This is a genomic window from Paenibacillus pedocola, from assembly GCF_031599675.1.
Classification (GTDB): domain Bacteria; phylum Bacillota; class Bacilli; order Paenibacillales; family Paenibacillaceae; genus Paenibacillus_AQ; species Paenibacillus_AQ pedocola.
The window spans coordinates 3,129,792-3,141,394 of record NZ_CP134223.1; the positions used below are offsets into that span (position 1 = coordinate 3,129,792).

General features: G+C 48.9%; 9 protein-coding genes and 1 pseudogene. 8 read left to right on the plus strand and 2 right to left on the minus strand.

Features of this window, described 5'->3' with window-relative positions; genetic code table 11:
• Positions 1 to 19: 19 nt before the first annotated feature.
• The gene (locus tag QU597_RS13570) at positions 20 to 925 is read right to left on the minus strand and encodes a helix-turn-helix domain-containing protein (RefSeq protein ID WP_310833096.1); all 906 of its coding nucleotides are present in this window, start codon (positions 923 to 925) and stop codon (positions 20 to 22) included.
• A gap of 106 nt (positions 926 to 1,031) precedes the next feature.
• On the opposite strand from QU597_RS13570, the gene QU597_RS13575 reads away from it, so the two are divergent.
• A complete protein-coding gene (locus QU597_RS13575) occupies positions 1,032 to 1,919 on the plus strand; it encodes a sugar phosphate isomerase/epimerase family protein (protein ID WP_310833097.1) in 888 nt (295 codons plus the stop codon).
• A 22-nt stretch (positions 1,920 to 1,941) separates the two neighbouring features.
• A complete protein-coding gene (locus QU597_RS13580; protein WP_310833098.1) occupies positions 1,942 to 3,009 on the plus strand; it encodes a Gfo/Idh/MocA family protein in 1,068 nt (355 codons plus the stop codon).
• An 85-nt stretch (positions 3,010 to 3,094) separates the two neighbouring features.
• Here QU597_RS13580 and QU597_RS13585 read toward each other — a convergent pair whose 3' ends face one another.
• Positions 3,095 to 3,301, minus strand: a complete 207-nt coding sequence (locus tag QU597_RS13585) for a DUF1657 domain-containing protein (protein ID WP_054940448.1) — start codon at positions 3,299 to 3,301, stop codon at positions 3,095 to 3,097.
• A 211-nt stretch (positions 3,302 to 3,512) separates the two neighbouring features.
• Between QU597_RS13585 and QU597_RS13590 the strand changes: the two genes are divergently transcribed.
• The 6 genes and pseudogenes from QU597_RS13590 (at position 3,513) to QU597_RS13615 (ending at position 11,601) form a co-directional block, all read left to right on the plus strand.
• Complete coding sequence (locus tag QU597_RS13590) at positions 3,513 to 4,373, plus strand: DUF421 domain-containing protein (RefSeq protein WP_310833099.1); 861 nt, start codon at positions 3,513 to 3,515, stop codon at positions 4,371 to 4,373.
• A gap of 1,139 nt (positions 4,374 to 5,512) precedes the next feature.
• A pseudogene (locus QU597_RS13595) lies at positions 5,513 to 6,679 on the plus strand (right-handed parallel beta-helix repeat-containing protein); the annotation flags it as partial.
• Between the two features lie 134 nt (positions 6,680 to 6,813).
• The gene (locus tag QU597_RS13600; RefSeq protein WP_310833100.1) at positions 6,814 to 8,262 is read left to right on the plus strand and encodes a spore germination protein; all 1,449 of its coding nucleotides are present in this window, start codon (positions 6,814 to 6,816) and stop codon (positions 8,260 to 8,262) included.
• Positions 8,259 to 9,416 carry a Ger(x)C family spore germination protein gene (locus QU597_RS13605; protein WP_310833101.1) on the plus strand — a complete coding sequence of 386 codons (1,158 nt, stop codon included), beginning with the start codon at positions 8,259 to 8,261 and terminating at the stop codon, positions 9,414 to 9,416. Before QU597_RS13600 ends, QU597_RS13605 begins: the two co-directional genes overlap by 4 nt.
• Before the next feature lie 22 nt (positions 9,417 to 9,438).
• Entirely contained in the window at positions 9,439 to 10,530 is a 1,092-nt protein-coding gene (locus tag QU597_RS13610) for a GerAB/ArcD/ProY family transporter (RefSeq protein WP_310833103.1), read from the plus strand.
• 93 nt (positions 10,531 to 10,623) lie between these two features.
• The gene (locus QU597_RS13615; protein ID WP_310833104.1) at positions 10,624 to 11,601 is read left to right on the plus strand and encodes an AAA family ATPase; all 978 of its coding nucleotides are present in this window, start codon (positions 10,624 to 10,626) and stop codon (positions 11,599 to 11,601) included.
• Positions 11,602 to 11,603 lie beyond the last annotated feature (2 nt).

Consider the following 11,603-nt stretch of genomic DNA (forward strand, 5'->3'; position numbering starts at 1 on the left):
GGGTGCTCTTTTGCTGTAATTAACGCCTGGCTCCGGATGGTGTAAGCCCTTTATATTGTTTGTAGAGCTTTGTGAAATAATTAGGATTGTCACAACCCACCTTGCCGGCAATTTCAGTCACCGAATCATTTGTCTCCAGCAGCAGCCGCTCGGCTTCATTTACCCGGCACAAGTTCACATAGTCTATAAAGGTGCGGCCGGTCAGTTTTTTGAATGTTTTACAGAAGTGGTAGGGATTCAGATTCACAAACTTGGCAGCAAACTCAATGCTGATTTTCTCATCGATATGGCTTTCCAGATATTCCAGCAGCGGTTTGAAGCGTTCCCTGCTCTGGGAATACCGTTCGTTCTGGTGCCTATCACTCATCTGCTGCGGCGGGAAGGTGCGGGCCAGCAGGGTGAAGAATAAATGCAGCTGATTCTTTACTACAAGCTGAAAAGCCGGGCCTTGCTGCATCACTTCAGAAATAATGGATTCGAGCAGATGGAAGTATGCGGAACACCCGGAATGGTGATCTGCCGGCTTTACCGGGAACTGATACCGGTTATTTAAATAAGGAGCCACAAACTGCTCATGCTGTGAGTCCTGATTCCGGTCTTTAAACAGGGAGGCATGAAATACGATTGAGACGTAAGCGATATCTCCTTGTATCAGGCTATATCCGACGTGCAGCCCACCGGAAGGGACGATGATTACGTCTCCCGGTGCCGCGTAATAGGGCTTGCTGTCCACATGAAAGATAGCGCTTCCCTGCTGCATCACGATAATCTCGAAATGTTCATGCCAGTGCATGAACAGGATATTCTGTTCTGCTTTGGCCCCTTTGCATTCATTGAAAAAAAGCCGGAAGGGGTAAGTTTTCTCTTCAAGCTCGGGATATTCCATGAGCTCCTCCGGATAGGTCACTGCATCATCAACTCCCACAAGATTCTGCTATATTAGCACAAGATAAGAAGAGATTTCACTTAAGATCGGCTTTATACTTGGTTTATTGAACTTAATATAAACCAATATTGGAGTGGTGCACAAGATGGAAGAACATTTGAGAATCGGTACCCTGGTCGGCGGCGGAGATGCCGTAAGCGTCATTCCGCAAATCGTTAAACACGGCTTCGAATCCTTCAGCCTGACCTTCTGGCAGACTACGGGAGCTACCAATCTGGCGGAAACAGCTGCACGGGTGCGCGAACTGGCTGCTGAGCATCATTTTGTGATCTCTGCAGTTGGTGTATTCGGCAATCCGTTAACAGGTACCGGTGACAACGCCGACACCTTGGCCAGCTGGGAACGGCTGATCGATCACGCCCATCTCTTCGGCACTGATATCGTAAACGGTTTCACGGGACGTCTGACCGACTGCTCCATTGATGAATCCTTACCTAAGTTCGCGGAAGTATTCGGAGAGCTATCCAGAAGAGCCGCCGATAAAGGAGTCAAAATCGCCTTTGAAAACTGCTCGATGGGCGGGAACTGGCAGACCGGGGATTGGAATATCGCACACAATCCTACAGCCTGGGAAAAGATGTTCAATGCTGTCCCTGCGGACAATCTGGGGCTGGAGTGGGAACCGTGCCACCAGATGGTAGCGCTTATAGATCCTATTCCGCAGCTGCGGAAATGGACGGACAAAATATTCCATGTACATGGCAAGGATGCTACGATTGCCTGGGATATCGTCAAAGAGTACGGTATCCATGGTCCAAAAGAGTATGTATGGCATCGTACGCCAGGTTTCGGAGATACCAATTGGACAGATGTTATCAGCATTCTTCGTCAAGCCGGATACAAAGGCACAATCGACATTGAAGGTTGGCACGATCCGGTCTACCGTGATGAGCTTGAAATGACCGGCCAGGTCCATGCACTGAATTATTTAAAAACTTGCCGGGGCGGAAGCTTTGTGCCCAATCCGCGCTAAACCAGATGGGGGAGAATAAAGTATGACAGCAGAATACCGCATAGCTCTAGCCGGCTGCGGAGGGATGGCGAATGAGTGGCTTGGCTATGTCTTGAAGCGGCAGGATGCCGAGATTGTTGCACTGGTGGATATCCGCGTGGAATCGGCTGAAAATATGGCAGTTAAGCATGGGCTTACTGTTCCGGTTTTTACCGATATCAAACAAGCTATAGAACAGACCGGTGCGAATCTGGTATTTGATGTGACAGTTCCATCAAGCCATTTCAACATTGCCCGTACGTCACTTGAGCTGGGCTGCAATGTGTTCAGTGAAAAGCCGCTGGCTGAAACGCTGGAGCAGTGTACTGAGATCGTTGCAATTGCTGAACGTACCGGGCGCTCCCATACCGTAATGCAGAACCGCCGGTATGATCCTCGTATCCGCGCCCTGCGGGAACAGATTAAAACCGGGACGATCGGCCGGGTAGGCTATGTCGGGGCGAGCTTTTTCCTGGCACCGCATTTCGGAGGATTTCGCGATGTGATGGACAGTCCGCTGCTCCTGGATATGGCGATTCATACCTTCGACCAGGCCCGGTTCATCAGCGGAGCAGACCCGGTTACTGTGTACTGCCAGGAATTTAATCCACCGGGGTCGTGGTATGCCGGTAATGCGGCAGCTGTCTGCATTTTTGAAATGTCAGACGGTTCGGTATTCAGTTATCAGGGCTCATGGTGTGCCGAAGGTGCGCCTACCTCGTGGGAATCTTCCTGGCGGGTTCAGGGTGAGAAGGGCGCCATCATCTGGGATGGTCTAGGCATGCCATATGCCGAAGTATTGGACACAAATGAGCACGCAGGCAAGTTCATGAACGATTATGTACGGGTGGAAGGAGCAGCGGCTGATATGGAGGAGACGTTCCATCATGGCTGCCTCCGGGAAATGTTCCTGTCTCTAAGTGAACAGCGCCCCGCCGAAACGGATTGCCGGGATAATATCTACAGTATGGCTATGGTGTTTGGAGCTCTGGAAAGTGCCCGGACCGGCCGCAAGCTGGATATTGCCGAAATGATGAACCGTTCCGTACAACCGTTGAAGCAGGAGACTTAGCTCCGTGAATCTTATGAACCAAAAAAATCAGCCCCAATCCGCCACATTCTGCGGGTTGGGGCTGATTCTTTACGTATACATAATACTAGAAACCTTTATATTGCGGTTCCTCTTGTTCAAGCTGTGTAACGCGGCCTTCGACCTGTTGAACAATCTGCTGTGTCTGTTCAGCAGCGTTAGTAAACAGGGTTTTGGCTTCTTCATTTTGGGTTTCCATGGCGAACTGCTCCAGACTTGCTTGTGCGCTTTTTAAAGAAGACAGGCATGTCTTCACTTGTGAGGCAACAGTCATCTCTTATATCCTCCTAATCGTTGAGTAAATGATCGTTATCTAGTATCTGACTACATGCTTACAGTCATTCAGGTAACAGTTACCATTAATGGTTTAGGTTTCTTCAGCAGCGTGCTGCAAGAAATTATTGCTAGTCTAAGCCAGCCTTTTTTGACAAATAATGTTGGTACGTAATGTCCGCATGCATTAAAAATCAAATGGAGGGTTCAACATGCCGGAATGGCTTGAAGTGATCATAAGAACATTATTTGCTGTAGTTATGTTATTCTTATTGACAAAACTGCTTGGTAAAAGACAGGTTTCGCAGTTATCCTTTTTCGAGTATATAACAGGTATCACTCTGGGAAGCATCGCAGCTTACGTTTCATTGGATACCGATAAAACCTGGCATTTGGGCGTGATCGCGCTGGCTGTCTGGGTCGCATGCTCATTTAGTATTGAGTGGCTGCAGATCAAGAGTAAGAAAGCCAGGGACTTCATCGATTTCAAATCGACGGTGCTAATCAAGGACGGCAAAATTCTTGAAGAGAATATGAAAAAGGAAAAGTTGTCGACGGATGAGCTGCTAGAGGAGCTCCGGAAGAAGGATGTCTTCAAAGTGGCTGATGTCGAATTTGCCATAATGGAGTCGGATGGAGCGATTAATGTGCTGCTTACGCGTGAGAATCAACCGCTGACTCCGAAGCATCTGGGGATCAAGGTAGCACCGGAGCAGGAGACGCAGGCGGTTATCATGGACGGGAAAATCCTGGACGAGCCGCTCGATACCCTGAATCTATCCCGAGGATGGCTGAATGGTGAGCTTGAAAAGCAGGGGCTTACCGTAGAGAATGTCTTTCTCGGTCAGGTTGATTCATATGGGGAGCTGACGGTAGATTTATACGCCGATAGTGTGCAGCTTCAGCCGCCGCAGGATAAACCGCAGCTCTATGCGCTATTAAAAAAATGTGAAGCTGATCTTGAGTTGTTCAGTCTTTCCACCAAAAACCAGGACGCCAAGCAGTTGTACGAGGATTGCTCGGGCAAGCTCCAGAAGCTGCTGCAATCCTTAAAGCCTTTTATCCAGAATTGAGTGTGTACAAGCAGGCCAACAAAAGCCGAATGGTTTTTGTTGGCCTTACATTGTTCAGCAGAGCGGATGTGTTCTTAATGCTGTTGATTAGAGTAATGGCAAAACAATTCACATAAGTGTAATAAAAAGGAATAAATAATGCTGTACATTTTGAAATAAATAATTATAGTTGAAATTAGGCTGACTGCTGCAAAAGAGCAGTTCTGAGATTTTTTGACAGCCTTATCCTATGAACAGCGGAGGGATGCGATGCGGGAAATGCGGTTTTCAGATTCATGGCAGTGAAGCGGCAGATGAAATCGGTGATACAGTAACTTGCTCCGTAATAATACATTATACTGGAGGTTAATGTTAACGTGAAAATTAAAAAGCGTTTTGCTTACACCGCAATGATTGCGCTTTCGGCTGTGCTTGCTCTTGGCGGTCTGCAATTTGGGATTCCTACTGTACAGGCGGCCAGTCTGTTTAGTGATGATTTTGAGTCAGGCAGTGCCGGCAGCTGGAACAGTACAACCGGTACGTGGTCAGTGGTACAGGATGGCAGCTCCAAAGTGTTCTATCAGTCAAGCAGCAGCGAAGGCCGTACCTCCGCAGGCAGCAGTACGTGGAGTGATTATAGCGTCCAGGCTGATGTTAAAGTGGATAATTTCAACGGAAGCAACCGGACTTATCTCTGCGGCCGTTATACCGACGGCAATAACTATTATGCCGCTTCCATCTCTAACAGCAACGGAGGAACACTGGAAATCCGCAAAAAAGCAGCTGGATCCAGCAGCACACTCGCCACGAAGACAGACTTTCCGATCACCGCAGGAACCGTATATACGATAAAGCTTGAATTAAGCGGTAGTACGATCAACATGTACGTGAATAATGTGCTGCAGTTAAATGCACACGATAACATTTTGACCTCCGGCGGGATTGGTTTTGTTGCTTACAAGACTGCCGCAAAGTTTGATAATGTTGTGGTTTCCAGCGCCGGCACAGCTACTCCGGCACCGACGGCAACTGCTACAGCAACGGCTGCACCAACACCAGCAGCAACCGCAACGCCAACGGCAAGTCCGACTTCGGCACCAACGGCAACTGCTACTGCATCGCCTACTGCAACACCTACTGCTACAACGGCTCCTGTTACCGGAGCGCTTTACGTCTCGCCGAATGGCTCGGCTTCTAATAGCGGAGCGCTGGGAAGCCCAACCACTCTTGCCTCGGCTATCACCAAAATTGCCCCTGGAGGTACGATCTATATGCGCGGCGGGACATATACCTTCAGCGGTCCAGTCACAATTGAACGCGACAATAGCGGCAGCTCTGGACTACGCAAAAATATAGTAGCATACGGAAGTGAAAAACCGGTGCTGGATTTCTACTCCGAAACCTTTGCCTCATCAGAACGTGGACTCCAAATCTTTGGCCACTACTGGAATATTAACGGGCTTGAAGTGAAGGGCGCCGGGGATAACGGGATTTTCATCGGCGGCAACTATAATATTATCCAAAATGTCGAAACCCATCATAACCGGGATTCGGGGCTGCAAATCAGCCGTTACGCCTCTTCGGCAGCCAGTATGAGTGAATGGCCGAGCTACAACCAGATAATTGGAGTATACTCACATGACAACTTTGACCCGGACAACGGGGAGGATGCTGACGGTTTTGCAGCCAAGCTGACCATCGGACCGGGTAATGTGTTCGACAAATGCATCTCCGCCTGGAATACAGATGACGGCTGGGATTTATATACGAAATCGGATACCGGACCTATTGGGGTTGTAACAATAAAGAACAGCATTGCCTATAAGAATGGTCAAACATCAGATGGCACCAGCACCGCTAACAGTGATGGTAACGGCTTCAAGCTCGGCGGTGAAAGTATTCCAGTCAACCATATTGTTCAGAATAGTGTTGCCTTCCAGAATAAGAAGCACGGCTTCACCTACAATAGCAATCCCGGTTCGATCCAGATGACTAACAATACCTCCTGGAGCAACGGTGCCAGCAATTTCGCCTTTGATACAGGAACACATGTATTCACGAATAATCTGAGCTATTCTGGAGCCTCCAGCGACAAAACAAGCGGAACCGATGTTTCCGGCACCAATGTATGGTGGAAAAGCGGAGCCAGCACGAACGCCAAGGGACTTGTGGCCAGCAGCGCCGACTTTGTCAGCCTGACACCTTCGGTTGTGCGGAATGCGGACGGTTCGTTCTCCCTCGGCAACTTCCTGAAGCTGGCTGCCGGCAGCGACCTTATCGGATCGGGCACACCGAGCGGGACTAACATTGGAGCTTCGAATCAATAAACATTATAGATGGAGGGGACCGGCTGGAGAGCTGGTCCTCTTTGCTGTCTGTAAGCTGCGGTTCGGTGTATATTTCCAGTATATCTTGGCAAACTAAGTCAGATTCTCCAGCATTCCTGAAGGAGGTAAGACGGATGACTAAGAGCATACTTGACGGTATACAGGAGCAGCTTGCGGGCTGCAGCGATGCGGTATACCAATCTATCGATGTTTATGGTCATTCCTGCATGCTGATTTATATTCCTTCCATCGTGGACACGCTCAGTCTGCAGGAATTCGTCTCCACACCACTGAAATCGGAGGCGAATTCGGAGCCGGATTGGCCGCGTTTTCTGGAGCGTCTGGATCATGGCTCTGCCTTTGCTATTCCCTATATTAAAGTGTATGACACAGATAGAGCAGTTGAGCTTGCAGTCAGCGGCAATGCGGTGCTTTATATCGAAGGATTACCTTATCTATATTATTTTGAGATTACCCATTATCAGAAAAGAGCGGTATCGGAATCGCAGAATGAACTGGTTGTTATCGGGCCGCAGGAAGCTTTCATCGAAGATGTTGCCACGAATCTCTCGCTATTGCGCCATAAAATCAAACATGCGGATTTGAAGACAAAGCACTTCTCCATCGGAAAATATACGAAGACGGATGTATATCTGGTATACATTGAAGGACTTTACAAGCCGGAGATTCTGGCTGAAATAGAAGGCGTATTGCAAGGCCTCAGTATAGACGGTGCGCTAGGGATCAGTTATCTTACAGAACACATGAAGCAGGGTCATTTCTCACCGTTTCCCGTATTCCAATATACGGAACGTCCCGACTCCGTTGCCGCTTCCCTCATGGAAGGCCGCGTGGGGATACTTCAGGACGGAACTCCGTCCGCTTTGCTTACGCCGGTAACCTTTTTCTCGCTGCTGCAGTCTTCGGAGGACTATTATCAGAACTTTTATGCCGGCAGCTGGATCCGCATGGTCCGGTTCTTTTTTTCGCTGATTTCGATGCTGCTTCCGGCATTTTATGTGGCAATAACTACTTTTCATCCGCAGATTATTCCTTCGGACCTGCTGCTTACGATCGCCTCTGCCAGGGAGAATATCCCTTTTACCGCCTTGACGGAGGCGCTCATTATGGAGCTTACCTTTGAAGCGCTTAGAGAAGCCGGTACCCGTATTCCCAAACCTGTAGGGCAGACGGTCTCCATCATTGGCGGGATTGTCATTGGACAGGCAGCAGTTCAGGCGGGTATAGTTTCTGCACCTATGGTCATTGTCGTCTCCATCACCGGGATCGCCTCGTATATCATTCCGCATTTGGAGCTGGGTTTGACCTTCCGGCTGCTGCGCTTTGTCCTGCTTGTGCTTGGAGGCACAATGGGGCTGCTTGGAGTGATTGTCGCTGTTTTCGTTATCTATGGGCATCTGGCGCATCTTCGATCCTTTGGTACTCCATATCTGCAGCCTGTTGCGCCGCTTATATTAGAGGATTGGAAAGACACTTTACTGCGTGTCCCGAACCCGTTCATGACTAAGCGGAGCACCTCGTTTACCGATCAAAAGAATGACAGGAGGCAGAAAAAGCAATGAAACCGCTCAAGCTTGGGGTCGTTCTCCTGCTGCTCCTCAATCTGTCCGGCTGCTGGTCCAAGATCGAATTGGATCAATTAACGTTTATTTTCGGCATGTATATTGATGTCGGGAAGGAACCCGGAACTGTGGAGGTTTCCATCAATGCCCCGCTGCCCAATCGTCTGATGTCCAGCTCACAAGCCGGAAGCTCGCAGGGGAAAAACTACTCGCTGGTAACAAAAACCGCTTCAACCATTACAGATGCCATCATCCTGATTCAGAAAGATTTATCCAGACGCCTGGTCATTTCACATATTAAAGTCATAGTTATCGGAAAGGAATATGCCGCACGGGGTGTTTATGAATTGTTGGAATGGACCAAACGGCAGCCTGAACTCCCAATAGGAACCTATGTTATGGCCGCTCCCGGCAAAGCGAAGGAAATTGCCGGATTATCTGCGATCTTTGAACAATTGCCTGACCAGGTATTGAGGAATTTTTCAGAGCTTAATCTGACCTATGCCACAACAATCAGGAATTGTCTGCAGGCCGAAGCTAACAACATGGGTTATGCGATGAATTATCTGTCCTTTGGAGAGAACCCGGACGAGATGGCGCAGGGGAAACCGGTACAATGGGCAGGAGTGCAGGGCGTCATGTTGTTCAATAAAATGAAAATGAAGGATACACTGAGCGGTGCGGACAGCAGGGCGCTTTCGTGGGCAGCCGGAGATTTGGCCGGTCATATAGCGCTACCTATGTATACGGTAAAGTGGGAGGAACACGGTAAAGGGAGGGCCAGTGCGCTTTTCTATAACAATTCAGTGTCTCATTCCGTAAAGATGACAGGGGAAGGCCCTGTCTTTTACATCAAATTGAAGGGTAAAGCGAGCATCACATTATTTAGGGATAATGGCGCCGAGAATGCTATTGATTACAGTGGAACTATTAAAGGAAAACTGGAGGAAAGGGTCACAGCAGATGTAAGCAGGGCCATACATAAAACTCAGGAGGCGGGAGCGGATGTCCTGCAGCTTGGGATGCTGCTCGAATGGAATCATCCTAAAGAGTGGCGAAAGCTAAAGGATAAATGGGACGACTATTATGCCAAGGAAGCAGAGATTAGGGTAACTGCGGATTTCAGTATCGATGATTTTGGGGCGAGTAAATAGCGAAATTATGAAAGGAGACACTATGCGCACAACGAACTGGCAAATGTTCCGCTTCAGCCTGGTTTACTTCAACTCCCAGACATCGATTTTTATCATCCCTGTTATCGTTAGCAGCTCCGGTTATCAAGGTTGGATCTCGATTGTGCTGGGAAGCGTTGTGTCTATGATCTTGTTATTCGTAACCATTCAGGTTGGGAAGCTAAGCGCAAACCGGGCCTGGGTTGACTTCGGCAAGGAGGTTATGGGCAAATGGATGCATGGTGCAATTGTATTTATACTGCTCTGCTGGTGTGTGTACTATGCCTCCTTAGATATTGAGAATTTTGTTCTGTTCTTCGGATCCAATTATATGAGGGGAACTCCGCAGCTATTTATTCAGCTGGTACTAGGTGGGGTTATCATTTTTACGGCTTCGCGGGGACTCTCCACGCTGGTGTATATGTCGGACGGGATTTTTCTGCTGCTTATTGCGACTACTTTTTTTACATTTTATTTGTTTTTGCCAAACGCGGAGTTTGAGATGCTTCCGGCTTTCATCCACTATCATGAACCGTGTCTTATCTTCCACGAAACGGTCACAGCGACTTCCTGGTTTGCGGAGTGGGTTGTGTTTTTGTTTATGGCTCCGGAATTGAAGATTAACAACAAGCTGCTTAAAAAACTCCTGATCTCGGAAGTAGTGCTTACCTTTTTCGTGCTGGTCGGGTGGGTGATGACGCTGCTCAACTTCGGCCCGCATTTAGGAAAAGATCTGCAATATCCTTATCTGGAGATGGTCCGCAGCTCTTCACATGATGATATATTAGGCAATCTGGATCCGCTCCTGATCGGCATCTGGTCTGCCTCTATGTTCATGCACAGCTCATTTTTAATTTATGTCGCGTATAAATGCTCCTTGTACCTCACGAAGCAAAAAGTAAAGAAATATATCATCCCGTTTCTGGTATTCTGTTCCGTATTCATTGCCTATCTGTATTCACGCAGTATAACCCGGTATTACAGAGATTTCACCTCCTATATAACAATCCTTCTCTGGTTATGTGTCGAGTGTATCCCGGTGTATTACTATATTGCAGCCTTCATCCGATCCAAAATAAGTAAGCCCGCAGGCTGAGGCTGCGACTTATTTATTATAAAATGGATGCGCTTTCTGGTATGATTAAGCTTTGGAACTTACCTTATAAGCGATAGGATGGTGTTATTCTTTATGAATCTACAAGAGGCCAGCGTGCTAATCAGCTCGATCCGGATGAATCTCTCAAAAGTTATTGTCGGAAAAGAGACAGGGGTGGATCTGCTGCTGACAGCACTGCTCGCAAACGGCCATGTGCTGCTGGAGGATGTGCCCGGTACCGGGAAAACACTGCTGGCCAAAACACTGGCCCGCTCACTTGACTGTGCGTTCAAGCGTATACAGTTTACTCCGGACTTACTGCCCTCAGATTTAAGCGGGATCAATTACTATAATCAGAAGAGCGGAGAGTTCGAGTTCCGGCCGGGTCCTGTATTTGCCAGCATTCTGCTGGCGGATGAGATCAACCGGGCGACGCCGCGGACCCAGTCGAGCCTGCTGGAATGTATGGAGGAACGGCAAATTACGATAGACGGTGTAACCCATGAGCTGGAAGCACCGTTTCTTGTTATTGCTACACAGAACCCGGTGGACAGTCAAGGAACGTTCCCGCTGCCGGAAGCGCAGCTGGACCGTTTCTTAATGCGGATAACGACAGGTTATCCTTCCTTTGAAGAAGGAGTACATATCCTGAAGCGGTTCCGCCAGAGTAACCCGCTGGAAGATACGGCTGCGGTTGCTACCGCCCAGCAGATTCAAGCTGCGCAGCGGCTGACGGCGGCCGTGAATGTCAGTGATGACCTATTGGGCTATATGATCCGGATTGTCGAAGCTACCCGGAAGGCGGCTGTTGTCAAGCTTGGAGCCAGTCCGCGGGCAGGCTTTGCGCTGCTGCGTGCTTCTCAAGGATATGCGTTAATTCAAGGCAGGGATTATGTCATCCCGGATGATATCAAGGCCGTTGCTGTACCGGTCCTTGCCCATCGCCTGCTATTGCAGCGCGGCCCGGGCTCCAAGGAAGGCCTGGCTGCCGACGCATTGCTGCAGATTCTGCGCGAAGTGGAGGTTCCGGCCGAGCCGTCTCCGGCGGCAAGAGGCGGAAGGGTGGAGTAAGC